A 26,665-nucleotide genomic window follows, 5' to 3' on the forward strand; every position below is an offset into this window, starting at 1 on the left:
TTATAGCCTATGTATGGAACTTAATCCAATAATTAATTACTCCTTTACTCACTATATAAAAGAATAAGAGGTATTATCTTTTTAGATAATACCTCTTATTGTTATGCGTTGTCTCTTGCTCTTAGGAATATTTTAGCTATTTCATTTACCACAAGTGGAACTATTGAAAGTATTCCTACAAACATCCAATCCCTTCCATTCAAGTCCCAAACGTCGAATATATTAGCTAAGAATGGTACTGTTATTACAACATCTGTAAGGAATATTCCAAATAGCACAGATGCTAGTAAATACTTATTAGTAAATATTCCAACTTGGAATATAGACTTTCTTGGATTTCTTAAGTTAAATGAATGGAATAACTGTGATACACTTAACACAACAAATGCCATTGTTTGTGCGTGTCTTAAAGCTTCTTCTGATATATCACCATTAGGGAATAGCGGGAATAAGTTTGTATCTCCAGTATATACTTTGATTCCAACTATAAATGCAGCTAAAGTTAATATACCAATTAGTAATCCATTTAAGACTAAGAAGTAACCTGTTCCACCAGCAAATAAACTGGATTTAGGATCTCTTGGCTTCTCCTTCATAACGTCAGGGTCTCCTGGGTCTGCACCAAGGGATAATGCTGGTAAACTATCTGTAACTAAGTTAACCCATAATAAGTGTATTGGTCTTAATGGTGTTGCCCATCCAAATAGTATTGCAAAGAATAATGCTACAATTTCACCTATGTTACAAGAAAGTAAGAATACTATAGATTTCTTTATATTGTTAAATATATTTCTACCTTCTTTAATAGCAGCAACTATAGTTGAGAAGTTATCATCTGTAAGTACCATATCTGCTGCACCCTTTGCAACATCTGTACCTGTAATCCCCATAGCAACTCCTATGTCTGCCATCTTAAGTGATGGAGCATCATTAACACCGTCACCTGTCATAGAAACTATGTTTCCATTAGATTTAAAAGCTTTAACTATTCTAACTTTATGTTCAGGAGATACTCTAGCAAATACTCTTAAATCTTTAACTCTACGAGCAAGATCTTCGTCACTCATTTTATCAAGTTCTGATCCAAATATTGCTTGATCTTCTTTTTCTGCAATTCCAAGTTCCTTAGCTATTGCAAAAGCAGTATTTTTATGGTCACCAGTAATCATTATAGTTATAATCCCTGATTTTTTAGTTTCAGCTATAGAGTCTTTAACTTCTTCTCTTGGTGGGTCTATCATCCCAACAAGTCCTATAAATGTAAGATCACTTTCTAAGCTATTAATATTTACAGCTTCAGAGTCTAAAACTTTATATGCTGATCCTAAAACTCTTAAAGCATCATTTGACATACTTATAGAGGCCTTATTTATATTATCTTTAATTTCATCTGTTAATGGAACTATTTCTCCATTTATATATGCTTTATTACAAAGATTGATTAAATTATCTGTAGCTCCCTTTGTCATTACATAAAATTTATCATCATATTTATTTACTGTGGTCATAAGTTTTCTATCGGAATCAAAAGGAACTTCGTTTATTCTTTTATGATCTTCATTCAATCCCTTTTTAAACAAATCATACTTTACACCAGCCTCAAGTAAAGCTATTTCTGTTGGATCTCCTGTTTTTGATTCTTCACTGTAAGTTGCATCGTTACACAATACTATATTTTCTAATAACAACCTTTGAACTGGATTTTTTATATCTAAATCATTTATATTTCCTAGGACATTATCTCCATAAAACTTAGTTACAGTCATCTTATTTTGAGTAAGTGTACCTGTTTTATCGGAACATATTACATTGACTGCACCTAATGTTTCTACTGCTGGAAGTTTTCTTATTATAGCATTTTCCTTTATCATCTTTTGAACACCCATAGCTAAAACTATGGTAACTATAGCTGGAAGTCCTTCTGGTATTGCAGCTACTGCCAAACTTATAGCTGTTAAAAACATTTCAAAAAAGTCTCTCTTTTGAATTATAGCAACTATAAACATTACAATACATATTCCAAGAGCTCCAAAACCTAAAGTTTTACTAAGCTCTGCAAGTTTCTTTTGTAGCGGAGTTTGCTCATTCTCTTGCTCATCAAGCAATTTTGCTATTTTACCTATTTCAGTTGACATACCAGTTCCAACTGCTATCCCAACTCCTCTACCATAGGTTGCAAGAGTGGACATAAATGCCATATTCTTTTGATCCCCTAATGGTATTTCATTAGTATCAAATTTTAAATTAGCGTTCTTATCTACTGGAACTGACTCTCCTGTTAAAGCTGATTCCTCAATTTGAAGATTTGCTGTTTCTACAAGTCTTAAGTCACATGGAACATATCTACCTGCATCAAGTATTACTACATCTCCAGGTACTAATTCTTCAGAAGCTATTTCCTTTAATTCTCCATCTCTTTTTACTACAGCCTTAGGCGTAGACATTTTCTTTAAAGCGTCCAATGCTTTTTCAGCTTTAGATTCTTGTATGATTCCTATAACAGCATTAAGAATAATTACTACTGCAATTATAATTGCATCACTTATTTCTCCCATGAATCCAGAAATCAACGCTGCACCTAATAAGATAAAAATCATTGGATCGTTTAATTGTTCAAAGAACATTCTCATCATTGTTTTTGGCTTTTTACCTTCAAGCATATTTAGTCCATATTTTTCTTTTCTTTTCTCTACTTCCTGGGAAGTAAGACCGTTATGCTGATCTGTAGAAAGCTCTTTTAGTACCTCTTCATTGCTTTTTTCAAACCACATTCTTCTTCACCTCATACGTTATTATTTGTCTTTAAGGTTTTATTTATTAAAAAAATTAATAAAAAAAACCTTTGCTCTATTTTGTGCACAAATAGAGCAAAGGTCTTGCTAACTCTTTTGGAGAATAACTATCCGGGTAAATCTTACCGACATGACGAATAGTTAAATAATTGCTACTCCCCTTTGCAAGAGTAATTATATCACAGAGTTTTTCCACATACAAGAAATTTTTGTGAAGATTTTCTAATATAATATTACTCCTAATACTCCCGATACTACAATTACCATAATTGGATGTATCTTTTTAGATAATAGCATTACTAAAGTCAAGATGCCTATAATTACACTTTTTATATCAATATAAGATGTCTTAGCTAAAGATAAAAAGGCTGATAAAATAAGAGCTATAAGTGCCGGCCTCATTCCCATAAAAGCTGCTTTTATTGCCTTAGATTCTTTAAATTTCATTATGTAATGAGTTGCAATGGATACCAATATAAATGATATTGTAACCACTCCTATGGATGCTGCAGTACTTCCTAAAATTCCTCCTACCTTATATCCCACAAAGGTTGCAGAATTTATAGCAATAGGTCCTGGAGTCATTTGTGAAATACCTATTATATCTGTAAACTCTCTATAATTAATCCAATTATGATTTTTAACTATTTCCCTTTCAATAAGTGGAAGCATGGCATAGCCTCCACCAAAGCTAAAAGCTCCTATCTTTAAGAAGGATATAAAAAGCCTTAATATGATATTCACTCTTCCACCTTCTCTCTATAATAAATAACACCAAAAACCCCTGAGAGAATGATTACAACTACAGGATTAACATTTAAAACCTGAAGTAATATTAATGCAATTATAATTATTCCAAAGTTTAAGTAGCTCTTTTTTACGGATTTTGAAATACTTAATATTGCTATTAACACAAGTACTGGCACCGCACCATTTATACCTTTAAAGACCTGTTCAACATAGTAATTATTTCTAAACTGCATAAAAACTGAAGCTACTAAAAGTATTATTATGAAGGAAGGAAGAATTGTTCCAAGCAGCGCAATTATACCACCTATTGCACCATTTACTTTATATCCTATAAATATAGAAGTGTTTACTGCTAAGGCTCCAGGAAAGGATTGAGATATTACTAATATATCCACAAACTCCTCTTTTGCTATCCACTTTTTGTTATTAACTACTTCTTCTTCAATGAGCGGTATCATGGCATATCCCCCACCAAAGGTAAAAGCCCCTATTTTAAAGAAGCTAATAAACATTTGTAAAACTTTTTTCATATTTCCACCTCGATTTTATAAATAATACATATTAATTAATGTTTAAAGTCAGCCACAGGGCTGACTTTATTAGCTTGTCGAAATGTTTTATTCATGATTTGATTACAAATCACATCTCTTATTTATCTAAACTGTTTGATTTCTAAAATATACTGAACCACAAATAAAAGCTATAAGAATATTTTAACATATTTATTTACTAAAATACTAACACTATTAACTATTAAATGAAGTAATTGGAGGTTTGTCATGGATAGATATGTTATTGTTTGTTTACTTAATGGAGAGGCTCTAAATTTTCATGAGAAATTAGTAACAGATGTTTGTTCAAAATTCAATGTGAAAAGGCAGAAACTTCCTGGGCACTTTACCATAAAAGCTCCATTTGAAACTGATAGAATTAGCGAAGTTGAGTGTGTTATCGAAGATTTTGTAGCTAATAATAAAAAAGAACCTATGAAAATGCAGGGAATTAATCACTTTAGAACAGATACAATTTTTATGGATATAAATATGTCAGATGAAGGTTTAAAGGTTCATGATGCGTTTATAGATTCATTAAAAACTTTACCTTGGCTTGAGTGGAAAAGACATGATGGTAAAGGAAAAACTTTTCATGCTACTATAGTCACACGTATCCCTAGAGAAAAATATGATTCTATTTGGAATTATACCAATAGCTTTAACCCTGAATTTAATATTTATTTTGATAATATTACTATACTTAAATGGGAAAATTATAAATGGGAAACCTATAAGGAACACCAGTTAAAATAGGCACCCATGTAATGCTTATTAAAATAAAGAGAGGATTATACCTCTCTTTGAATACATATCTTTACCTTATTTATTCTTTTTTCTTTTACCTCTTCAATCTTAAACACAATATTATTATGCTCTATAACTTCTTGTTCTCCATTTTCAGGTATTTTTCCTAATTTATTAATATTGTATTAAATAAAAAGAAGCATTAGATTATAACTCTATTGCTTCTTTATACTTTATAACCTCAATAAACTCTCTTAATAATTGTGGGTCAAATTGAGTTCCTGAACATCTTATTAACTCTTCTATTGCCTCTTCTTTACTTATGCCCTTTTGATAAGGTCTATCACTAATCATAGTATCGTAGGCATCTATTATATTGAGTATCCTGCACTCTATTGGTATATCATTACCCTTTAACCCATTTGGATACCCTTTCCCATCCCAGCACTCATGATGATGAAGTATAAGCTCTGCCATATTTTCCAATTCCTTGCTTCGATGTGCAATTTCCCATCCTATTTTTACATGCTCTTTCATTCTTTTATATTCTTCTTCTGTTAATTTTCCTTTTTTAAACAGTATTTGGTCTGGAATACCTACCTTTCCCAAATCATGTACCTTAGCCAATACAATAAGATTTCTGCGTATATCATCATCTAATCCTACTTTATCAGCCATAATTTCACCCATCTTAGCTAATCTTTCCCCATGTCCACTAGCCATATAGTCACGTTCAGCTAAAGCTGCAACTAATAAATCTATAACTTTACTTTTAGGACTTGTTGCTTGAGCTAATTTATACTCATACATGTTATCATCTGCTCTTTTATAAACATCATACATACTTTCTGATCTTCTTGTGGTAGCTGTCCCAATAGACATACTTATAAGAGTTGATGGATTTTCTTTATTATGATTTTCTATAAGCTCTAAAATATCACTTCTTTTTTTTAGTGCAACTTTGTTATTAGATTTAGGAAGAATTATGCAAACCTCATCTCCTCCCACTCTAGCAATAACATCTGTTTTTCTAAAAGCTTTTGCTATTATATTTGCTGCAGCTTTTAAAAAATCATCCCCTGACTTATGGCCAAAGGTGTCATTCACAATTTTAAGGCCATCTAAATCTATAGATATGATACTTACTGGCGCATATTCAGTTATATTTTCTTCTATCATTATCATTTTCTCATCAAAATATGTACGGTTATAAAGGCCCGTCAAACTATCCTTATATGCTAATTTTTTAATAGATTCCTCCGCTTGGTTACGCTCAGTAATATCTTGGGCAGTACAAACCACATACTTAACTTCTCCACCTTCCCCTAGCTTTGGAGTTTTGGTGACTAACATTAAGCGTTTTTCACCTTCATAATTTGTAAGCCACTCTTCCTTTTTAACTTGTACTCTTTTTTCAAAAACTTCTTGCGTTCCTGCAATGCACATATCTGCTTCTTCCTTACTCCATGAACTATACATGCTTGCCCGTTCTAATTCACACTTTCTCTTATTAAAAAACTTTGCATGTGCTTCGTTAACTATAGCATATGTTTTAGGATCAGTTAAATACCATATATGTACATCAATATTATCAAGTAATAATTGTTGTTCTTCAGCTTTTTCTATTAGCTTTTTTCTACTTTCAATCAGAGCTTCTTGAGTTTCTTTACGTTTTAATATTTCATCTTCTAGATTTTTTTGCTTATTTCTAAAAATATCCATAACTCTACCTAATGAAAATCCTATAAAAAAGTAACTTGCTATTTCTAATATAAGATTACTTGTATAAATGTATGTATCGAACATCGCTCGTAATGCAAGTATACCAGCAGCCCCTGCAGCTAACCACTTACCACCTTTAGCTCCCCACTGCATAGCAGCAAAGATCACTATAACACTATTAAAAAGCCCCCTCGTCATACTATCTCCAAAACAAGTAATAACAATTATTACAACTGCATAAACGATACTATGTGTAATTATAGGTTTCTTATGCACCCAATCGCTCCTCCTTATTTCTATGGATAACAAGAACAATCTATCATTGATATGTTTAATACTTATTTATTATTCCAAGACCTAAATAATACTCCACAAATTTAATGTAGAAAAAAGTCTATTAGAGTCTTTTTGTGTTTGTGCTTATATTATATCATCTTATTTAATACTTAGATATTAGCTTTTTCTAAAATTCTTAATTTTTTACTATTTTGTAGCTATCTCTTACCGCAACTTTTAAGCACACTTCCACTTCAATAACCTCTTTGCTCATAAGACTATTCGCAGGCAGCATTATGGATAAAGTTGAAATACCTAAAAAAGCTTTAGCAGCTTCTAAATCAAATAAGAAATTCTCATTTTCAGATTCCTTTGAAAAAAAAGCTGCACTTCCTTCTTTACTATGTTTTCTTCTTATAATTACACAATGTGGAATTATGAGTTATATAATGTTATATGCTAAAGAACTTAAAATTTCTTCAATTTGGATTTATTTTGCTGGATATATAGCAATGATTTTAGTAACAAGACCTTTTATCGGAAAAATATTTGATAAGATGGGACATGCTGTAATGTAAATATTTCTTTCTACCCTTTAATGCAGTTATTAAAAATTTGTTCCCTATTTCTTATATGATGTTTCTAATTTCTCTAACCTTTTTAAAACATATTTCTTTCCACATAATGAGTATGAAGCAGTTCATGAGCCTTATGTCCATTTGGCTGTCCAAGAAATTCCTTATATAACTCATTTACATATGGATTTTCATGAGACTTTCTTACTATAAGACTTCTTTCTTCTTCATAAATTGCCTTTGCTCTCTCTTCTTTTATATTAATTTCTTCTCTTATTTTACTGCTTATTATTGGCTGTCCACCTCCAGTTACGCATCCCCCTGGGCATGCCATAACTTCGATAAAGTCATAATGTTTTTCTCCCTTTCTAACTTGCTCTACTACTTCCCTTGCATTTCCAAGGCCACTTATTATAACTGTATCTATAACATTTCCATTTGGAAGAATTATTTTAGCTTCCTTAATTCCTTTTATTCCACGAACTTCCTTAAATTCTATATTATCAAGTTTCTCCCCTGAAGTTGTTTCAAATACTGTTCTTAAAGCAGCTTCCGTTACTCCTCCTGTGACTCCAAAGATAGTTGCTGCACCGGATCCCATTCCGATGGGACTATCAAAGTCATCATCTTTAAGATTTACAAAGTCAATTGAGGATTGTCTTATCATCTTTGCAAGCTCTCTAGTAGAAAGAACATAATCTACATCTTTCATTCCATTCCTAGACAATTCATCCCTTTGCTCCTCAAACTTTTTAGCTATGCAGGGCATAATTGAAACCACTACTATTTTTGATGGATCAATTCCTTCCTTTTCTGCAAAGTAACTCTTTATTATTGCTCCTTCCATTTCATGAGGAGACTTACAAGTAGATAAATTATTTAACATGTCATGAAAATTGTGTTCAACGAACTTTACCCATCCTGGACAACACGACGTCATAAGAGGAAGGTTTTCTCCACTCTCCAATCTCTTTATAAGTTCTGTTCCCTCCTCTATTATTGTAAGATCCGCTGCAAAATCAGTGTCAAACACTCTATTAAACCCCATTCTTCTTAAAGCTGCAGTCATTTTTCCTGTAACTCTAGTTCCTATAGAAAGTCCAAATTCTTCCCCTAAAGCAACCCTTATTGCTGGAGCTGTTTGTACTACTACATACTTATCAGGATTATCTAATTCACGCCAAATATCCTCTATATTCTCTTTTTCAGTTAATGCTCCTGTAGGACAAGAAGTAACACATTGTCCACAGTTTACACAAACAGTATCTGCTAAAGCCCTATCATAAGCTGGCGCTACCTTTGTTGTAAAACCTCTCCCTGAAAAGTTTATAGCCCCTACTGTTTGAATATTTTTACACACACTTATACATCTTTCACAAAGTATGCATTTTTCAGCATTCCTTATAAGAGATGCTCCAGTTGTATCCATATCACAATGATTTTTTTCTCCTTCATACTCAATATCTGTAAGTGCTAAATCTTGTGATAATTTTTCAAGTTCACATTTTCCATTTCGTAGGCAGGTTGTACATTCTCTTTTATGATTTGATAAAAGCAGCTGAAGAATAGTTTTTCTGGCTTCTCTTACCTTTAGAGTATTGGTTCTAATTATCATGCCTTCCTCTACGGCCACTGTGCATGATGGCAAAAGCTTTTGACCAATCTCTACTAAACAAATTCTACAGCTTGAGACTTCATTTATATCCTTTAAAAAACATAAAGTAGGTATTTCTATCCCACTAGCTCTTGCTGCCTCTAGCACAGTAATTCCCTTATGGACTTCTACTTTCATATTATCTATAGTCAAATTAACTTTTTCCATTTTCCTCACCCCTCATAACTATTATTCTTTAACTATAGCATTGAATGCACATACCTGCCTGCAAACATCACACCTTATACATTTGTTTACATCTATAAAGTATCCTTCTCCTTCCTTAATAGATATTGCATTAGCACTACAGTTCTTTGCACATAGTCCACACTTTTTACATAAATCCAACTCAATCTTATATTCAACTAATTTCTTACAAGCCTTTGCTGTGCATTTTTTATCAACTGCATGAGAAATATATTCATCTTTAAAATACCTTAATGTCGATAAAATGGGATTTGGTGCCGTCTGTCCTAGTCCACACAGTGCAGTATTCCTTACCTGTATTGCTAATTTTTCTAATTTGTGAACATCTTCCATAGTACCTTCTCCACCAGTTATCTTTTCTAACATTTCCAGTAGCCTCTTAGTACCTATTCTACAAGAAGTACACTTACCACAGGACTCATCTTTAGTAAAGTCCAAAAAGAATCTAGCTATATCTACCATACAGTTATCTTCATCCATTACAATCATTCCACCAGAGCCCATCATAGATCCTAACTTAGTTAAGGTATCGTACTCTATAGGAACATTTAGCGCTCTAGCTGGGATGCATCCCCCTGATGGCCCCCCTGTTTGAACTGCTTTAAAGGCCTTATCATTAGGTATTCCACCACCTATATCAAAAATAATATCTCTTAAAGGGGTTCCCATAGCTATTTCTACTAACCCTGTATTTCTTATCTTTCCTCCTAAAGCAAAGACCTTAGTTCCTGGGCTTTTCTCTGTACCTATAGATTTAAACCAATCCGATCCCTTTAAAATTATCGGACATACATTAGCAAAGGTTTCCACATTATTTATTATGGTAGGTCTGCCCCAGAGTCCACTTACAGCTGGAAATGGTGGTTTAGTTACAGGCATTCCTCTTTTTCCTTCTATAGATTGCATCAGAGCAGTTTCCTCTCCACATACAAAAGCTCCTGCCCCAAGTCTTATTTCTATATCAAACTCAAAGCTTGAATCAAAAATCTTTTCTCCTAGAAGCCCATATTCTTTAGCTTGAGCTATAGCTATTTTAAGTCTTTCAACAGCTAAAGGATATTCAGCTCTTACATATATAAAGCCTTTATTAGCTCCTATAGCATATCCGCCTATTGCCATAGCTTCTAATACTGCATGAGGATCTCCTTCTAATACAGAACGATCCATAAATGCACCTGGATCTCCTTCATCTGCATTACAAATTATATATTTCTGATAATTTTTTTGTTTAGCTGCAAATTCCCACTTTGCACCTGTAGAAAAGCCTCCGCCCCCTCTACCTCTTAATCCTGACTTCTTAATTACATCAACTACTTCCTGAGGGCTCATTTCAGTTAGAACTTTTCCAAGAGCTTTATAACCGTCACGAGCAATATATTCCTCTATATCTTCTGGATTAATTATTCCACAATTTCTAAGTACAATTCTTTCTTGTCTTTTGTACATATCAAGCTTATCTAGTGAGCATATTCTTCCGTCTCCTGGCTTTAACTTATATAACAGCCTTTCTAGCTGTTTTCCTTTAATAAAATGCTCAACTACAAGTTCGTGAATATCACTTGGTTTTACATTAGCATATACAATTGAATCCGGATGAACTATAATACTTGGCCCTAAATTACATAATCCAACACATCCCGTTTTTATTACTTCTACATCTTTATCTAATCCATTTTGCTTAAGTTCTGCTTTTAGTAAACTTACAATTTTTTTAGCCCCTATAGAGTTACATCCTTCTCCATTACATACTTGAACTTGGAAACCCAATACTTCCATAATTGTCCCCCCAATTAACCATCTATTCTAGTGAAATCATTTAAAATTCTATTTTCAATAATATGAATAGTAAATTCTTCAACCACTTTTCCGTTAATTATATGTTGTTCAATAATATTTCTAACCTTATTGGGTGTTACTTTCACATATGTTACTTTCTCTTCCCCTGGCTTTATGATTTCTACAATTGGCTCTAGCCTACAAACTCCTATACAACCGGTTTTTACCAAGGTAATATCCTTTAGTCCCTGATTTTCAATTTCAGCTTCAAAGGTTTCATAAACTTGAACTGCACCTGCTGCTATACCACAAGTCCCCATACCAACAACTATTCTAATGTCTTGTCTATCCTTTCCTTGGTTCACTTTCTGAAAGTTTCTGTCCTTTATTTTTTCTAAATCTTCTAAAGTTATCTTCTTCATAAATAGACCTCCCCCCTACTTATATTCTTCTAAAATTTTTATAATATCATCTGGAGTTACTTTGCCGTAAACTCTATTATCAATCATCATTACAGGAGCTAGTCCACAACTACCAAGACATCTAGCTACTTCTAGAGTAAACTTACCATCTTGCGTAGTTTTTCCTACTTCCACATTTAGTACTGAATTTAATTTATCTACAATATTTTGTGCCCCTTTTACATAACACGCTGTACCCATACATACTCGTATGGTATGTTCTCCTTTAGGTTCCAATCTAAATAAGGAGTAAAAAGTTGACACACCATATATCTCAGACATACCAATTTTAAGTTCTTTTGCTACTATATGAAGTGCTTCTTCTGGCAAATATCCATATAAATCTTGTACTTCATGAAGAATTGGAATTAATGCTCCTTTCATATCTTTAAGTTCCTCAACTATTTGCTTAGTTTTTTCTAATTTGGGGTCAATACCTTTACATTTACAATTACATTGATTTTCTTTCACAATGTTCACTCTCCTTAACCCTAATTAAATTATTATTTCTCTATACTAATTTCTATACAATTACCTAATTACATCATATTTCCAAATAATTCATTTTAAATTACGTAAGAATATTGATTTTTTCTGCAAGATGATGTACCTTGAAAATATAAGAAAATATTTATTTCAAATAAATTTATTCATCTTGTCAACATCCATTTTATATAGAGTCCTTATTAAAAATATTACAAAAAGGAGATAATTATGAAAGTAAAATTAATATTACTTCTTACAATTTTAATTTCATTAGCATGTATATTATATGGGTGTAACAATTCTAAATTGAGTCAACCCTCTTCTAAAGAAAATAATACTGTTAAAAGTGAAATAACTTCAGAGACTAGCAAACCAATTGATGCTATAGACTTAACTTTCAAAAGCAAGTTAGGATTTGAAATGAAGTTTCCTTCTAATTGGAAAGATAAATATACAATTAAAGAAAATAATGATTCTGTATCCGTTTACTTTAAATCAATTGATCCAAAGACGCCTCCAAACTCCGGATTACTTTTCGTTATAATGAAAAATAATGATTCATTAAACAAAGATATGTATGATTCTATTGATGGTAACAAGTATCTTACTATAGGTAATACAACTTATTTTATAGGGAGTCCTACAGATGTAGCTTTAAATCCTGAAAATACTGATTTCAACACATTTTTATCTATGAATAAAGAACGTAAAAAAGTAATAGATACAATAAAAAGTTCAAATTAAACTCATAATATTAAAGGTGTAGAAGTTTATAACTCATCTAAAAATCAAATAAATTATAAACTTCTACATCTGAATAAAGTTACTTAATATCTTAAATTTTTCATGCTTAAATCTAAAATTTTAAAAGAATGAGTTAAAGCACCGGTTGATATATAATCTACACCGGTTTTCGCAATAGCCTCTATGTTGTCTAAATTAACGTTACCTGAAGCTTCTATTTCTGCTTTTCCATCTATGATTTTCACCGCTGCCTTAAGAGTTTCAATATCCATATTATCCAGCATTATTATATCAACATTGAATTTTAATGCTTCTTTAAGTTGTTCTAGAGTTTCAACCTCGATTTCTATTTTTCTAACAAAAGGAGCATTACTTCTAACCATTTCAATTGCTTGCTCAATTCCACCAGCAGCATCTATATGATTATCCTTTATAAGAACTCCATCATTTAGTCCAAATCTATGGTTAGTACCTCCTCCAATTTTCACTGCATATTTTTCAAACATTCTCATGTTAGGGGTGGTTTTTCTAGTATCTAGAAGTTTTACATTAGTCCCCTTTAGCTTTTCTGTAAACATTTTTGTAAGGGTAGCTATACCGCTCATTCTTTGTAAAAAGTTTAAAGCAACTCTCTCTCCACTTAATAAAGTTTTGGCACTTCCATAAACTTTTCCGATTTTTTCCCCTTTATGAATGCTGTCACCATCTTTTACATAAAACTCAGTTTCTGCATCTCCAAGAATTATAAAAACTCTTCTAAAAACTTCAAGACCTGCTACAATACCATCTTCCTTAGCTATCAAATCCACAGAGGCATTTTTATTATTAATCATTATAGACTCAGTAGTTATATCTCCATAATATAAGTCTTCATTAAGAGCTTTTTTTATAATATCATCCGCAAGTAACCAATTCATTTTTTATATCTCCCCTCAACTCAGCAATTGTGTCTAGTAATATCTTCTTGTTCATTTCCTGATAATACTCACAGTTATGATCAAGCTCAGAAACTTCACTATACATAATTTCAATATCATTTATAGATTTATTTATATTTTCTGCTCCTCTTTTGGGGAAAACCAATGCTTCTAAAAGTGAATTACTTGCAAGTCTATTTGCCCCATGAACTCCCGTACAGCTAACTTCACCAAAGGCATATAAGTTTTCCATGGAAGTTCTCCCATATAAATCCACCTCAATTCCTCCCATGAAATAATGCTGTGCTGGAGTAACCGGAATAGGCTGCTTAGAAATATCTATTCCATATTTCAAACATTCCTCATATATAGTAGGAAATCTTTTTTCTAAAAAATCTTTAGGCATAAAACTAACATCTAGATAAACGTTATTAGAATTTGTCTTCTTTTCTTCTTCTATTATACATTTACTAACCACATCTCTTGGAAGAAGCTCATCTACAAATCTTTCCCCTTTGTTGTTTATAAGCTTTCCTCCTTCACCTCTAAGAGACTCAGAGATTAAAAATCTTCTCTCATTATCACTGTTTTCTGAATAAAATGCTGTAGGATGAAACTGAATATAATTTATGTTTTTAACTTTAATATTATTTTTTATACCTACAGCAATACCGTCCCCAGTAATAATTCTCTCATTTGTTGAATTTTTGAAGACTCCTCCTATTCCACCTGTAGCTAATATAGTTACCTTAGAATATATATTAATTTGCTTATTATCTTTGATACATATACCACCTATACAAAGGTTATCTTTCTTTAGCATATCTACTAGACAACAATTTTTATAAAAGGTTATATTTTTTCTACTTTTTACATTATTTAAAAGAATTTCTTCTACTCTATTCCCAGTTTTATCCTTATAGTGCACTATTCTATTTATACTGTGCGCACCTTCACGAGTATAGTTGAGCTCATCTCCAGTTTTGTCAAAGTCTACGCCAAGCTTTATTAATGCATTTATATTTTCTATAGATTCCTTAGCAAGAACTTTAACTGCATTAATATCATTCTTATATTGACCAGCTTTTAAGGTATCCTGTACAAATAGCTCCACATCCTCATATCCTCTGGCTACAGATATTCCCCCTTGGGCCCAATTTGAATTACATTCATTTATTTCTCCCTTTGAAACCATAACAATTTTCAAATTTTCATCTAAGTTTAATGCTGTGTAAAGCCCTGCAACTCCAGTACCTATTATTAGAACGTCAGTTACAATATTCATTTTGCTACCTCCCAAGTTCATGCATCATAGCTAAAGAATTATAAGCTTTTTGTCTTATGCTTTCATCAATTTGGATGTCACATTCCATGTTAAGTAAACCATTGTAAACATTTTCCAAACGAGTCATTTTCATATTTATGCAAGTCATTCCGCCTCCTGGAACATACAGCAGCTTATCAGGACTTTTTAACCTAATTTGATGAAGTACTCCTGCTTCGGTAACAATAAGAAATTTTTTACCTGAATGATTAGTAACATAATCTATAATTTGCCCTGTGCTTCCAAGGAAATCGGCATTTTCTCTAACTGGTTTTTCACATTCAGGATGCGCAGCAATTACAATATCTTCATGAATTTTTCTAGCTGCCATTAGTTCTTCAACTCTAACTTTTTTATGAGTTATGCAAAAACCATCCCATAGAATAATATTTTTTTCAGGAACTTGCTTTTGAACATGTTCCCCTAAGTTTTTATCAGGTATAAATATTATTTCATCTTCTTTAATATTTTTAATTATTTTTACTGCATTAGAGGAAGTACAACATACATCCGATACTGCTTTTACTTCCGCTGTGGAATTTATATAACAAACAACTTTTGCATGAGGATGTTTAGCCTTTAATTCTTGAACACCCTCAGCATCCGCCATATCTGCCATTGGGCAGCCTGCATCTGCTTCAGGTAATAGTACAGTTTTTTCAGGGGAAAGGATTTTAGCACTTTCGGCCATGAACTTTACACCACAAAATACTATTACTTTTTCACTACAATCTTTAGCTACTTTGCTTAGATAGTAAGAATCTCCAACTGCATCAGCTATGTCTTGAATATCCTCTCTTTGATAATAGTGAGCTAAAATTATAGCTTGTCTATCTTTTTTTAACTTTAGTATTTCATTTTTTAAATTATTATTCATACAATCCCCTCCATATTTTCTAAATCAATTTTATATCTTTACACTTATATTTTACAACTGTATATACACTTATAAAATAAATATACCACTACGAGTATATTATTTCAACTTAGTTTTTATAAAATTTATTTACATTTAATTGACCATATAATACAATTCATATATGCCCTTTACTGTATAAATAAACTGTACTTTATGTTAATTGATCTTCATTTTTATTAAATTATTTTTTTATATTAAAATTAGAAAATTAAATAAAAAAACTATATACCGAATAACAAATAAAATAACGGGTAAATTAATTTTAAAATCATAAAATCATGTTAGGAGATTTTATTTTGGAAAACATTGTAAAAGATAAAAAATATGTACCGGTAATAGAATCAAGACTTAGAAAGAGAATTGTAGAGGTTCCAAAGGAAATATATGATGCAAGCGGTATCAATATTTTCGGAAAAAGAATAAAGTCGCTAATTTTTTCAACAGATGTTGCCATAATCAAGAATTGTAATGCAGATGGAGTAATTGCAGTTTACCCATTTACCCCTCAGCTTTCAATAACTCATGCTATTATAGAGGTATCTCCTAGCCCAGTTTTTGTAGGCGTAGGCGGAGGACTTACAACAGGGCAGAGATCTATTGATATAGCTCTCCATGCTGAACTACATGGAGCTTTTGGTGTTGTTTTAAATGCTCCTACGCCAAACGAGCTTATTGTGGAAATGAAAAAGAAAATCGATATTCCTATTGTTATTACTATAGTATCAGAAAAGGAATGTATTGAAGAAAGGATAAAAGCTGGAGTTTCTATATTTAATGTTTCAGGTGGCCCCAAAACAGCTGAGCTTGTTCAAAATATCAGAACAAGATTCCCTCACATTCCCATAATCGCTACAGGGGGACCTAGTGTAGAGAGTATTCGAAATACAATAAAAGCTGGTGCCAATGCAATTACATATACCCCTCCAAGCACTGCAAAAATGTTCTCTAATATAATGCACAACTACAGAGAAACTCTATAGTTAATATTATAACATTACAAGATTTTCTTTTTATATACCATATTCACATATATAAGAACTAAAAGCTAAAGGCTTATTACCTTTAGCTTCCTTTATTTCATAATAATTTATTGATAATACATATATGTACACATATATACATTTTTCTTACTTTTTACTCAATATATCTTTATACTGAAATATCATATTAATCGTTGATTTCTCTATTGTATATGCTTCTATCTAATAGCATATACTACTTTCGAAAAATGTAGCATATTGCATATAAAAAATTGAATTATAGTATAGAATTTAAAATAAGCTTACTATATAATATATTATATGGTTTAAATTCAAAACTATTGAAAATGAGGGATGGAGATAATGACCTTATATGATGAAAATAACATTAATATCATAAAAAACGATTTAAGATATTTGAAATTATTAAGTACGAAATATCCTACTATATCTTTAGCTAGTAGTGAAATAATTAACCTTCAATCTATATTAAATCTTCCTAAGGGTACAGAGCATTTTATTAGTGATATACACGGTGAATACGAGTCTTTTACCCATATGCTTAAAAATGCTTCTGGAGTTATTAAAAGAAAGCTTGATGAAATATTTGGAACTTCCTTAATGGAAAGAGAAAAAGCAGCTCTTGCTACTTTAATATATTATCCTGAAGAAAAAATGGAACTTCTTAAAAGAACAGAACAAGATTTAGAGGAATGGTACAAAATTACTTTATACAGGCTTATTCAAGTTTGTAAATCAGTATCCTCAAAGTATACAAGATCTAAAGTTAGAAAAGCTCTACCTGAGGATTTTTCATATATAATTGAAGAACTTTTAAATGAACAAGTTGATAGAATCAATAGGCAAGAATATTATACAGGCATAATAGATACCATAATAGACATTGGCTGTGCTAGTGAATTCGTGGTTGCTTTATCTAAAGTTATTCAAAGGCTTGTAGTAGATAGACTTCATATTATTGGTGATATATACGATAGAGGTCCTGGTGCAGAAATAATAATGGATGCTTTAATGAATCATCATTCTATAGATATCCAATGGGGAAATCACGACATTATTTGGATGGGAGCAGCTTCAGGCTCTAGAACTTGTGCTGCTAATGCCCTTAGGGTAAGCTTAAGATATGCAAACCTTAGCAGTATTGAAGATGGTTACGGCATAAATCTACTACCTCTTGCTACCTTTGCTCTAGAAATTTACGGTAATGATCCCTGTAAATATTTTATTCCAAAAACATTAACTAAAAAACTTCCAGAAAATGAAGTCTCACTTTTAGCTAAAATGCATAAAGCAATAGCAATTATTCAGTTTAAGTTAGAAGGACAAAAGGTTAAAAGACATCCTGAATTTGAAATGGATTATATGTTACTTTTGGATAAAATGGATTTAGAGAATAAAACTGTAACTGTAGATGGAAAAACTTATCCACTAAGGGATACTAATTTCCCTACATTATCTAAGGATGACCCATACAAACTTACTCCAGAAGAAGAAGAGTTAATAAACAAGCTTACTCACTCCTTTGTTAATAGTGAGAAACTTCAAAGACATATAAGATTTTTATACAGTAAAGGCAGCCTATATCTTGTATATAACTCAAATATATTATTTCATGGATGTATTCCTCTTGATGAAAATGGAGATTTTGAAACTGTTAACTTTGAAGGAAAAAGTTACAAGGGTAAATCCCTCCTAGATATGTTTGATCGTTATGCAAGAGAGGCATATTTTTATAAAAAAGATAAAAACATTAAAAACTATGCTATGGATATAATGTGGTACCTTTGGTGCGGGCAACATTCACCATTATTTGGTAAAAACAGAATAACCACCTTTGAAAGATACTTTATTGAAGATAAATTAACTCATATAGAAGAAAAAAATACTTACTATAAGTTGATAAATGATGAAGAGTTAAGTAATAGAATTTTTGAAGAATTCCATTTAGATAAAGATTGTTCTCACATTATAAATGGGCATATTCCTGTAAAAACAATACAAGGTGAAAGTCCAATAAAAGCAAATGGTAAGCTTTTAGTTATTGATGGAGGCTTTTGCAAGGCTTATCAGCCTGAAACAGGAATTGCAGGATATACTTTAATATATAATTCTTATGGTTTCCTCCTGACTTCTCATGAGCCCTTTGATTCTATTAAAAAAGCTATCGAGGAGGAAAAAGACATATTATCATCTACAATAATTGTCGAGCATGGCATGCAAAGGAAAAGAGTTGCAGATACTGATATAGGTGAGGAAATTACCTATCAAATAAAAGATTTAGAAAAGCTTTTAATAGCTTATAGAAAAGGACTTATTGATGAGATTTAAAAACGCCTAGTATTATAGTACTAAAAATAAAAGGAATTTTGCTAAAGCAAAATTCCTTTTATTTTTAGTACATAGAATATAACACAATTCCTATTCGAACTGTTTTTTAATTTTAATATTATTTCCTAAACCTTCATCTTGTACTTCTTCACCGATTATTTGTTCTTTTTTATTCTTTTCTTCCCTTTTAATATCCTTGTTTAAAACTTTTATGTCCCTATATAGGAAAATACCTGTGAGTGTTGCAGCAAGTATATCTGCTATAGGGGCACTTGCCCATACTCCATCCAACTTAAATATTGGAGGTATTATAAGTAGTATTGGTATAAGTATAAGAACCTGTCTAGATAAACTTAGAAGCATTGATATTTTTGCTTTCCCAATAGCCTGAAAGTAATTGGAACTTACTACTTGGAATCCTATTACAGGTAAAAATATCATATCTATTCTTATTCCTCTAGACCCTATTGCTATAAGCTCTGCATCATTTTTATTAAAGAGTCCTATAAGTTGTCTTGGGAAAGCCTGTATTACTATAAATCCTACTATAGATATAGCTACTGCTGCCATAATAGCAAGTTTTAAAGCCTGCTTTACTCTAGCATAATTTTTAGCTCCATAATTATAACCTATTATAGGCTGTACCCCTTGATTTATTCCAAATATAGGCATAAAAAATAACATTATTACACTGTTGATTATTCCCATTGCTCCTACAGCTAAGTTTCCACCATAGGTTAACAGGCTATTATTGTAAATTGTTGTAACTACACTTGCTGCAATTTGCATTGCAAATGGTGACATTCCTATAGCAAGTATATGCTTTATGGTTTCAAGTCTTAACTTAAAGTTTTCTTTATGAAACTTTAATGTACTTCTACCACTAATGAAATGTAAAAGCACCCAAATTGAAGAAATCCCTTGTGAAATTATAGTGGCAACGGCTGCTCCTCGAACTCCCATATCAAATATAAATATAAATATGGGATCAAGTATTGTATTTATGATAGCTCCTATTAGCATAGTAGCCATAGCAATACGAGGACTACCTTCTGAACGTATTATATTATTCATACCAAAACCTATATTTTGTAGTACTGCCCCTCCAATAATATATTTCATATAATCTCTTGCATATCCAATGGTTTCAGCGCTTGCTCCAAATATAATTAATAATTTATCTAAAAACATTAAGCTAAAAATTGTAAACACTAAAGATAATATTATATTTAATACTAAAGCATTTCCAAGTATTTTTTCTGCTGAATCTTTATCTTTCTCACCAAGTTTTATAGAAATCATAGCAGAAGATCCTATGCCAACCAGCATTCCAAATGCCATATTTATGATTGATAATGGGAATCCTGCTGCAAGTCCTGAAAGTGCTAATGAACCTACCCCTCTTCCTATAAATATCCTATCTACCATATTATAAAGTCCATTTACTAACATACCAATAATTGCAGGCAAGGAAAATTTAAATAAGAGCTTACCTATACTCTCTTCACCTAGTTGTTTTGAACGATCCATAACATTTCTCTCCCCTTTTCCAAACTTAGACACATAGTATACTATTATATAATAAACTAAGGTTTTTATCAAACTTTAATCTTGAAATAATACTTATTAAGCAATAATATAGGAAGCCTCTCAACGTATTGAGAGGCTGTAATTAGCCTATGTTAATAATTTTCATTAGTAATTTTACAGCATTCCTGCTAATATAAGCATTTCTTCATTATCTTCATATATTTGGTGAAATTGTGTTAATGGCAGAGGATTTTTCCCCCATCCTACTTCAATAGTATATCCTGGCCTTTTAAACTTATCTATAAACCAATCTTTGTAACCTGCATAGGAAGCAATACCTGTTACCTCTCCTAATTTATATCCACTTACCTCCGCAAAAATCTCTCCTATTGTTCTTGCTATTTGTGGGGTTGAATTTCCATACTGCCAGTATATTTCCTTACCCTGACTATGATATGCCATAACAAGCTTAAAATCTTCTTTCCGTGTGAAATCTGCTAAGGCCTTGGTTTCTGGCTCAGACTCAGGACATTCTCCAGAATAACGAGTAGGTCCTGGTCCTAATATACAATGCTCTTTTTCTGCTTCTTTAGAAAGGTCAAAGGAAGCATCATAATTATGATTTAAATCTACTCCTTTTGCGTTAGCTTGCCATACTTTTGAAAAATCTGTACTTCCATTATTCCACTTTAAAAGTTCGTTATAATAAGGATGGCTTTTGCTAAGTCCATTTATAGCTAGTTCTACACCATCAGGATTTACCATAGGAACTATATATATAGTAGACTTTTTTAATAACTCTCTTGCATCATACCCTTTTATATGTTTCCCACTTTTATAAGCTTTACAAACATTTTCTATAAATTTCATAAGCAGCAATGAAGTCATCCATTCAAGTCCATGATGAGCTCCATTATAAAACACTTTATTAGATCCATATCCAAGTTTAATGCAGTATAAACTTCTTCCACATACACTTTTTCCTATTTCCTCTACAGTTATAAATGAATATTTAATTTTTAAGTCTTTTAAATCTCTTTGCAGCAAATCATATGAATATTTTTTCTTTGTATTTACTATATGACTTTTAGATTTAATTTCACATCCACTCCTCATAAAATTTTCCTTTTCCATCGCTCCATTATCAGTTTATTTTGACATTATAAAATATATGAAAGAAAAAATAAGAAATCTAGTAATAAAGCTTTGCAAACCCTTTACATATTAATATTATTTTATTATATTAATTAATAGCGATACTTTTTTGTAACCACTTTGTATATTAATTATACTATAATATATAAGGTACCATTTTAGATTAAAAGTTTATAGAACTAAAGTAAATTATGCAAGGTATGCAACTTAAAATAAATTGTACTGGAGGTATATAACCTTGAAGAGAAGAAAAAAGAAATTTAACACTAAAAGATTTGCAATGTCACTTACTGTAATTGCATTATTATCTGGTGTTTTAACTGTATCCATAAAGAAATTTATAAATAAGGATACTCAAGCTTATACAACTATTCAAGAACAAAATAATAAAGAAGCAAAGGACGGAGCTAAGGACGAGAAGGAAAATGTGCAACTCCCTTCTTCTAATGCGGAAAATAAAGATACCCCATCAGATAAAAGTGGACAACCTTCTTCCAGTGCTCTAGCAGCTGGAAATGTAGTTAACACAAATGCAAATTCTTCTACTAATAATTCTTCAAATAATACAAATACTACAACTAGTAATTCAGCTTCATCTAGTAAAGAAGCTAATAAAGCTTATTTTAATATGTCAATGTTTTTAGGAGATTCGATTACAGAAGGAATGTGGTATTATGGAGCGTTAGATACAGCTCACGTTATTGCAAAAAAAGGACTTTCAGTATTTCATGCTACAAATGAAGTAGAAAAACTTACTGCCTCAAATCCTAAAGATATATATATATTACTTGGTAATAACGATTTAGTGGACAAGAACCTTACCCCTGAAAGATTTATAACTCAATATGGAGTTTTAATAGATTCTATAAAAAGTAAATCTCCAAATACTAGAATACATGTATTGTCTATTTTACCTGTAACCCCAGCCGCTGAAGCAAAAAATTCAGCTTTTGCCAATTCTCGTATTAATACGTTTAATGCTGCACTAGCAAACCTCTCATCTGAAAAGGGAGCTGACTATATAAATGCTAGATCAGTAGTTGACAGTAATCCAAGTTTACATGAACAAGATGGAATACATTACAAGGCTAATTTTTATAATGTGCTCCTAGATTATATAAGGCAACATACATTAAGCCAAGGTAACTAAACTTTACAAAGGAGAAGGATAAAAATGATACGAAATTCAAGAAAATCTAAGGTAACTTTATTAACTCTACTATTATTACTTATATTCTCTGTAGGAAGTCTTTATGGTTGTTCTTCTAAAAAAACTACTAAAAATCCATCTGTAGATGAAATTGTAACAAAGGTAAAGGGTTCTACTGATATTTCACAGATGCCGGAATTAGATGCAGAAAAATTAAAAATGTTATATGACATAGATGCTGCTGACTTAGAAGGTTTTAAAGTTTATATAGCCCCTTCTAATATAAAAGCTGATGAACTTGCTGTAATTAAAGTTAAAGATGCGAAAAAGGTAGATGAGGTAAAGAATAAGGTAGCTAAGAGAGTAGAAAATCAAGGAGCAAGCTTTAAGGATTATCTTCCTGAAGAATACTCTTTAATTGAAAATCACGTATTAAAAACTCAAGGAAATTACGTATTCTTAACCATTTCAAAGGATGCTGAAAAAATTGAAGCAGCCTTTAATGAATCTTTTAAATAACTTAAACTAACGTTTTAGGAGGAGACTATTTTGGTTTTTAGTAGTTTATTATTTATATTTGTATTTTTGCCAATAACACTTTTATCTTACTATTTAGTACCAAAACCTCTGAAGAACTTAGTAATACTTATATCAAGTCTTATATTCTATGCTTGGGGAGAACCTATTTATATTTTTTTAATGATGTTCTCCACAATCTTTAATTACATAATTGGATTAATAATAGATAAATATAAAACATGCAAGAGAGTTTCTCTTGCAGTTTTTATATTGTCTGTAGTTGTAAATTTATCCATCCTAGGCTTCTTTAAGTATTATGGCTTCTTCATAGATAATTTAAATGCATTATTAAATCTTAGTCTAGAAGCAAAAAAATTATCATTACCACTTGGAATTTCCTTTTATACTTTTCAAACTATGTCCTATGTAATTGATGTATATTGGGATAAAACTCCTGTTCAAAAGAATATTATATCCTTTGGAACATACATAACTATGTTCCCTCAACTTGTTGCAGGTCCTATCGTTAAATACGATGACATTGAAGAGCAACTTAGGAGTAGACGTGTTACCTTAGCCAAATTTGGTTCTGGCGCTGAGTTGTTTATTATAGGTCTTTCAAAGAAAGTTCTTTTAGCTAATAATATAGGAATACTTTGGCGAGCTATTAAAACTACTCCTATGGGGGAACTTCCTGTCCTTTCCGCTTGGCTTGGAATACTAGGCTTTACATTTCAAATATACTATGACTTTAGTGGATATTCTGATATGGCTATAGGTCTTGGTAGGATGTTTGGTTTTGAGCTTATGAAGAACTTTGATTATCCGTATATTTCAAAGAGTATTACTGAGTTTTGGAGAAGATGGCACATATCTTTAGGTTCTTGGTTTAGAGAATATGTGTACATACCTCTTGGAGGAAATAGAGTAAATGCTATAAAAAGATATAGAAATTTATTTTTAGTTTGGTTTTTAACGGGGTTTTGGCATGGAGCCAACTGGAATTTTATACTTTGGGGATTATACTTTGGGGTTATTTTAGCCTTAGAAAAGGCATTTATTTTAAAATGGCTCAAAAATAAACCAAAAATAATAGCACATACATATGCCTTTCTTCTTATAGTATTTGGATGGATATTGTTCGAATTTGAAAATATGAGCTTAGGATTAGAATTCATTAAAACATTATTTGGCTTTGGAAGTCGTACTTTTATGGATACAACTACCCTTTACTATATTTCAAATAATAGCATATTATTTATATTGCTTATACTTTGCTCAACTCCACTGCCATGGAAACTTATGCAAAGATTAAAAGGAAAAGTTAAATTTATTGGGGCTATAATTATTCCTCTTATTTATCTTTTACTTATATTTATTTGTACTTCATATTTAGTAAATGAAAGCTATAATCCATTCTTATACTTTAAATTTTAGGAGGTGATACTTTTGAAGAGATACAAGAATGTATATAAATGCGTACTGGGAGCCTTTGTGTTCTTATATATAGTTGTTATATTGGCAAGTAATATAGTAACAGCAGATAAAAACTTCTCTGATTCTGAAAATAGAACTCTTCAGCAAAAACCTAAGTTTTCTATGGATCGTTTAATAGAAGGAAAATATACATCTAACTATGAAAAATATATTTCTGATCAATTTGTGGGAAGGGATTTCTGGATAGGGGTGAAATCTACTACAGAAAAACTTCTAGGAAAAACAGAAAATAATGATGTGTACTTAGGAAAAGATGGGTATTTATTTCAAAAATTCGAAAAACCAAGCATTAAAAACTTAGAAAATAAATTAAATACAATAAATAACTTTGCTTCAAACAACAAAGATACTCATGTATACTTTATGCTTGCACCAAACTCTACTAAGATACTTGAGGATAGACTTCCTTCTTATGCTTCTCCTGCTGACCAGAGAGATTACATAAATCAAGTTAATCAAGGACTAGGTAAAGATATAAAATTTGTGGATGTATTTGATACTATGAATTCCAATAAGGATAAGTATATATACTATAGAACAGACCATCACTGGACTACAGAAGGCGCTTTTTATGCCTATGAAGATTTAGGTAAATATATGGGATACTTGCCTCTTAAAAAAGAGGATTTTAATATTAAAAAGCTTAGTGATGAGTTTTATGGAACCTTGTATTCAAGAAGCGGATTTAGAAATATAAAACCTGATACCATAGAAGTTTATACTCCTAAAGAAGAAACTCATTATAAAGTTTGGTACTCTGATGAAAAAAAAGAGCGTGATTCTTTCCTACACCTTGAAAATGCTAATAAAAAAGATAAATATACTGTTTTCTTTAATAGTAATCATCCACTTGTAAAAATAGAAACTAGAGTTAAAAATCATAAAAGACTTTTAGTTATAAAGGATTCCTACGCTAACAGTCTAGTACCATTTTTAACAAATCATTATAGCGAAATATATATGGTTGACCCAAGATATTATACAAATAGCATAACAGACCTTGCAAAAACTAACTCTGTAGATGATATACTTTTCCTATATAATGTAAATACATTTTTTGAAGATGCTTCAATAAATACCATAAGATAAAAGTGCCACCCACATGACAAGTGGCAAGTGAGAAAGTCACTTGCCACTTGTCATGTGGGTGGCACTAATGATATAATAGTAATTGGAATTATTTCCTATATAACCTTATATATTAATAAGTTACAAGAGGTGTAATTATGTCTGAAAAAATTATTACCGAAATAAGGGACAAAGCTAGAAGAACTAATGCAGATATTGCATTAGTAGCAGTGGTGGCTGGAATAATTCTTCAACCTCTATGGGAATACTCTTGGATACTTGCTATAACAGGAACTCTTTTTATAAAAGATAACAACCTATAAATAAAAGGGACTTAAAAACTTAAGTCCCTTTTATTTATATATAAATTTATTATACTACTTTTCCCATATTTGTTTACATGTCTTTAAATTAGCTCCATCTTTATATTTATTTTGGATTTTAGTGTATAAGTAAAATGGCACTCCTAAAAGCATCCATATGCAATTCTTCTGTACCTGAACCGTATATCGCCCA

At 31.3% G+C, this 26,665-nt stretch carries 23 protein-coding genes and 1 pseudogene; 10 read left to right on the forward strand and 14 right to left on the reverse strand.

The features are described from left to right. Positions 1 to 101: 101 nt before the first annotated feature. The 3 genes from JOC70_RS12185 to JOC70_RS12195 all read right to left on the reverse strand — a co-directional run bounded on the left by JOC70_RS12185 (position 102) and on the right by JOC70_RS12195 (position 4,072). Positions 102 to 2,771: a cation-translocating P-type ATPase gene (locus JOC70_RS12185; protein ID WP_204599155.1), complete on the reverse strand. Its 2,670-nt coding sequence runs from the start codon at positions 2,769 to 2,771 to the stop codon at positions 102 to 104. A gap of 243 nt (positions 2,772 to 3,014) precedes the next feature. Next, entirely contained in the window at positions 3,015 to 3,536 is a 522-nt protein-coding gene (locus JOC70_RS12190; RefSeq protein WP_204599156.1) for a chromate transporter, read from the reverse strand. Beyond that, a complete protein-coding gene (locus JOC70_RS12195; protein WP_204599157.1) occupies positions 3,533 to 4,072 on the reverse strand; it encodes a chromate transporter in 540 nt (179 codons plus the stop codon). The genes JOC70_RS12190 and JOC70_RS12195 overlap by 4 nt, the downstream gene beginning before the upstream one ends. Before the next feature lie 249 nt (positions 4,073 to 4,321). Between JOC70_RS12195 and JOC70_RS12200 the strand changes: the two genes are divergently transcribed. After that, positions 4,322 to 4,849 carry a 2'-5' RNA ligase family protein gene (locus JOC70_RS12200; protein ID WP_204599158.1) on the forward strand — a complete coding sequence of 176 codons (528 nt, stop codon included), beginning with the start codon at positions 4,322 to 4,324 and terminating at the stop codon, positions 4,847 to 4,849. 35 nt (positions 4,850 to 4,884) lie between these two features. Here JOC70_RS12200 and JOC70_RS19420 read toward each other — a convergent pair whose 3' ends face one another. Together JOC70_RS19420 and JOC70_RS12210 are read right to left on the reverse strand one after the other, a co-directional pair. After that, the gene (locus tag JOC70_RS19420; protein WP_204599234.1) at positions 4,885 to 5,019 is read right to left on the reverse strand and encodes a transporter associated domain-containing protein; all 135 of its coding nucleotides are present in this window, start codon (positions 5,017 to 5,019) and stop codon (positions 4,885 to 4,887) included. Between the two features lie 28 nt (positions 5,020 to 5,047). After that, a complete protein-coding gene (locus JOC70_RS12210) occupies positions 5,048 to 6,838 on the reverse strand; it encodes a diguanylate cyclase (protein ID WP_204599159.1) in 1,791 nt (596 codons plus the stop codon). Between the two features lie 296 nt (positions 6,839 to 7,134). On the opposite strand from JOC70_RS12210, the gene JOC70_RS12215 reads away from it, so the two are divergent. Further along, positions 7,135 to 7,416 (forward strand): MFS transporter, encoded by a 282-nt coding sequence (locus tag JOC70_RS12215; RefSeq protein ID WP_243429120.1) that lies wholly within the window; start codon positions 7,135 to 7,137, stop codon positions 7,414 to 7,416. 82 nt (positions 7,417 to 7,498) lie between these two features. Here JOC70_RS12215 and JOC70_RS12220 read toward each other — a convergent pair whose 3' ends face one another. The 4 genes from JOC70_RS12220 to nuoE are packed head-to-tail and all read right to left on the reverse strand — an operon-like array spanning position 7,499 to position 11,982. Next, on the reverse strand, positions 7,499 to 9,235 hold the full coding sequence (locus JOC70_RS12220; RefSeq protein WP_204599160.1) for an NADH-dependent [FeFe] hydrogenase, group A6: 1,737 nt from the start codon (positions 9,233 to 9,235) through the stop codon (positions 7,499 to 7,501). 21 nt (positions 9,236 to 9,256) lie between these two features. After that, positions 9,257 to 11,050, reverse strand: coding sequence for an NADH-quinone oxidoreductase subunit NuoF (locus JOC70_RS12225; protein WP_204599161.1), 1,794 nt, complete (start codon positions 11,048 to 11,050; stop codon positions 9,257 to 9,259). Between the two features lie 14 nt (positions 11,051 to 11,064). Further along, positions 11,065 to 11,472: a (2Fe-2S) ferredoxin domain-containing protein gene (locus JOC70_RS12230; RefSeq protein WP_204599162.1), complete on the reverse strand. Its 408-nt coding sequence runs from the start codon at positions 11,470 to 11,472 to the stop codon at positions 11,065 to 11,067. Positions 11,473 to 11,487: 15 nt separating this feature from the next. After that, positions 11,488 to 11,982 carry an NADH-quinone oxidoreductase subunit NuoE gene (nuoE, locus tag JOC70_RS12235; RefSeq protein WP_204599163.1) on the reverse strand — a complete coding sequence of 165 codons (495 nt, stop codon included), beginning with the start codon at positions 11,980 to 11,982 and terminating at the stop codon, positions 11,488 to 11,490. 243 nt (positions 11,983 to 12,225) lie between these two features. On the opposite strand from nuoE, the gene JOC70_RS12240 reads away from it, so the two are divergent. Further along, positions 12,226 to 12,741 carry a hypothetical protein gene (locus tag JOC70_RS12240; protein WP_204599164.1) on the forward strand — a complete coding sequence of 172 codons (516 nt, stop codon included), beginning with the start codon at positions 12,226 to 12,228 and terminating at the stop codon, positions 12,739 to 12,741. Between the two features lie 83 nt (positions 12,742 to 12,824). Here the strand turns inward: JOC70_RS12240 and nadC are convergent, their stop codons facing one another. From nadC to nadA, 3 genes are read right to left on the reverse strand one after another with little or no spacing between them, the layout of a single operon-like run. After that, a complete protein-coding gene (gene nadC / locus JOC70_RS12245; protein ID WP_204599165.1) occupies positions 12,825 to 13,658 on the reverse strand; it encodes a carboxylating nicotinate-nucleotide diphosphorylase in 834 nt (277 codons plus the stop codon). After that, a complete protein-coding gene (locus JOC70_RS12250) occupies positions 13,636 to 14,943 on the reverse strand; it encodes an L-aspartate oxidase (RefSeq protein WP_204599166.1) in 1,308 nt (435 codons plus the stop codon). The genes nadC and JOC70_RS12250 overlap by 23 nt, the downstream gene beginning before the upstream one ends. 4 nt (positions 14,944 to 14,947) lie before the next feature. Beyond that, positions 14,948 to 15,859: a quinolinate synthase NadA gene (gene nadA / locus JOC70_RS12255; RefSeq protein ID WP_204599167.1), complete on the reverse strand. Its 912-nt coding sequence runs from the start codon at positions 15,857 to 15,859 to the stop codon at positions 14,948 to 14,950. A gap of 320 nt (positions 15,860 to 16,179) precedes the next feature. Here nadA and JOC70_RS12260 point away from each other — a divergent pair, with 320 nt between their 5' ends. Both JOC70_RS12260 and JOC70_RS12265 read left to right on the forward strand, forming a co-directional pair. Next, complete coding sequence (locus JOC70_RS12260) at positions 16,180 to 16,881, forward strand: beta/alpha barrel domain-containing protein (RefSeq protein WP_204599168.1); 702 nt, start codon at positions 16,180 to 16,182, stop codon at positions 16,879 to 16,881. Positions 16,882 to 17,244: 363 nt separating this feature from the next. Further along, positions 17,245 to 19,230: a fructose-1,6-bisphosphatase gene (locus JOC70_RS12265; RefSeq protein ID WP_204599169.1), complete on the forward strand. Its 1,986-nt coding sequence runs from the start codon at positions 17,245 to 17,247 to the stop codon at positions 19,228 to 19,230. A 90-nt stretch (positions 19,231 to 19,320) separates the two neighbouring features. Here the strand turns inward: JOC70_RS12265 and JOC70_RS12270 are convergent, their stop codons facing one another. Both JOC70_RS12270 and JOC70_RS12275 read right to left on the reverse strand, forming a co-directional pair. Further along, a complete protein-coding gene (locus JOC70_RS12270) occupies positions 19,321 to 20,760 on the reverse strand; it encodes an MATE family efflux transporter (protein WP_204599170.1) in 1,440 nt (479 codons plus the stop codon). A gap of 174 nt (positions 20,761 to 20,934) precedes the next feature. Beyond that, positions 20,935 to 21,840 (reverse strand): annotated as a pseudogene (locus tag JOC70_RS12275) (M14 family metallopeptidase); the annotation flags it as partial. A gap of 313 nt (positions 21,841 to 22,153) precedes the next feature. On the opposite strand from JOC70_RS12275, the gene JOC70_RS12280 reads away from it, so the two are divergent. The 5 genes from JOC70_RS12280 (at position 22,154) to JOC70_RS12300 (ending at position 26,472) form a co-directional block, all read left to right on the forward strand. Further along, positions 22,154 to 23,065 (forward strand): GDSL-type esterase/lipase family protein, encoded by a 912-nt coding sequence (locus tag JOC70_RS12280; RefSeq protein WP_204599172.1) that lies wholly within the window; start codon positions 22,154 to 22,156, stop codon positions 23,063 to 23,065. Between the two features lie 24 nt (positions 23,066 to 23,089). Then, positions 23,090 to 23,584 (forward strand): DUF4358 domain-containing protein, encoded by a 495-nt coding sequence (locus JOC70_RS12285; protein ID WP_207755298.1) that lies wholly within the window; start codon positions 23,090 to 23,092, stop codon positions 23,582 to 23,584. A gap of 30 nt (positions 23,585 to 23,614) precedes the next feature. Further along, positions 23,615 to 25,021 (forward strand): MBOAT family O-acyltransferase, encoded by a 1,407-nt coding sequence (locus JOC70_RS12290; RefSeq protein ID WP_204599173.1) that lies wholly within the window; start codon positions 23,615 to 23,617, stop codon positions 25,019 to 25,021. A gap of 3 nt (positions 25,022 to 25,024) precedes the next feature. Then, positions 25,025 to 26,170: a DHHW family protein gene (locus tag JOC70_RS12295; protein WP_423880676.1), complete on the forward strand. Its 1,146-nt coding sequence runs from the start codon at positions 25,025 to 25,027 to the stop codon at positions 26,168 to 26,170. A 137-nt stretch (positions 26,171 to 26,307) separates the two neighbouring features. Further along, on the forward strand, positions 26,308 to 26,472 hold the full coding sequence (locus JOC70_RS12300; protein ID WP_204599174.1) for a hypothetical protein: 165 nt from the start codon (positions 26,308 to 26,310) through the stop codon (positions 26,470 to 26,472). Positions 26,473 to 26,665: the final 193 nt, after the last annotated feature.

The sequence above is a fragment of the Clostridium pascui genome, from assembly GCF_016908015.1.
Classification (GTDB): domain Bacteria; phylum Bacillota; class Clostridia; order Clostridiales; family Clostridiaceae; genus Clostridium_AK; species Clostridium_AK pascui.

What these genes read in the sequence shown, in the direction of transcription:
- JOC70_RS12265 (WP_204599169.1), top strand. Translation starts at nt 17,245, where the DNA reads ATGACCTTATATGATGAAAATAACATTAATATCATAAAAAACGATTTA.
- nadC (WP_204599165.1), bottom strand. Translation starts at nt 13,658, where the DNA reads ATGAATTGGTTACTTGCGGATGATATTATAAAAAAAGCTCTTAATGAA.
- JOC70_RS12270 (WP_204599170.1), bottom strand. Translation starts at nt 20,760, where the DNA reads ATGGATCGTTCAAAACAACTAGGTGAAGAGAGTATAGGTAAGCTCTTA.
- JOC70_RS12200 (WP_204599158.1), top strand. Translation starts at nt 4,322, where the DNA reads ATGGATAGATATGTTATTGTTTGTTTACTTAATGGAGAGGCTCTAAAT.
- JOC70_RS12225 (WP_204599161.1), bottom strand. Translation starts at nt 11,050, where the DNA reads ATGGAAGTATTGGGTTTCCAAGTTCAAGTATGTAATGGAGAAGGATGT.
- JOC70_RS12230 (WP_204599162.1), bottom strand. Translation starts at nt 11,472, where the DNA reads ATGAAGAAGATAACTTTAGAAGATTTAGAAAAAATAAAGGACAGAAAC.
- JOC70_RS12195 (WP_204599157.1), bottom strand. Translation starts at nt 4,072, where the DNA reads ATGAAAAAAGTTTTACAAATGTTTATTAGCTTCTTTAAAATAGGGGCT.
- JOC70_RS12260 (WP_204599168.1), top strand. Translation starts at nt 16,180, where the DNA reads ATGTTAGGAGATTTTATTTTGGAAAACATTGTAAAAGATAAAAAATAT.
- JOC70_RS12240 (WP_204599164.1), top strand. Translation starts at nt 12,226, where the DNA reads ATGAAAGTAAAATTAATATTACTTCTTACAATTTTAATTTCATTAGCA.
- JOC70_RS12285 (WP_207755298.1), top strand. Translation starts at nt 23,090, where the DNA reads ATGATACGAAATTCAAGAAAATCTAAGGTAACTTTATTAACTCTACTA.
- JOC70_RS12220 (WP_204599160.1), bottom strand. Translation starts at nt 9,235, where the DNA reads ATGGAAAAAGTTAATTTGACTATAGATAATATGAAAGTAGAAGTCCAT.
- JOC70_RS12215 (WP_243429120.1), top strand. Translation starts at nt 7,135, where the DNA reads ATGGATAAAGTTGAAATACCTAAAAAAGCTTTAGCAGCTTCTAAATCA.
- JOC70_RS12185 (WP_204599155.1), bottom strand. Translation starts at nt 2,771, where the DNA reads ATGTGGTTTGAAAAAAGCAATGAAGAGGTACTAAAAGAGCTTTCTACA.
- nadA (WP_204599167.1), bottom strand. Translation starts at nt 15,859, where the DNA reads ATGAATAATAATTTAAAAAATGAAATACTAAAGTTAAAAAAAGATAGA.
- JOC70_RS12250 (WP_204599166.1), bottom strand. Translation starts at nt 14,943, where the DNA reads ATGAATATTGTAACTGACGTTCTAATAATAGGTACTGGAGTTGCAGGG.
- JOC70_RS12300 (WP_204599174.1), top strand. Translation starts at nt 26,308, where the DNA reads ATGTCTGAAAAAATTATTACCGAAATAAGGGACAAAGCTAGAAGAACT.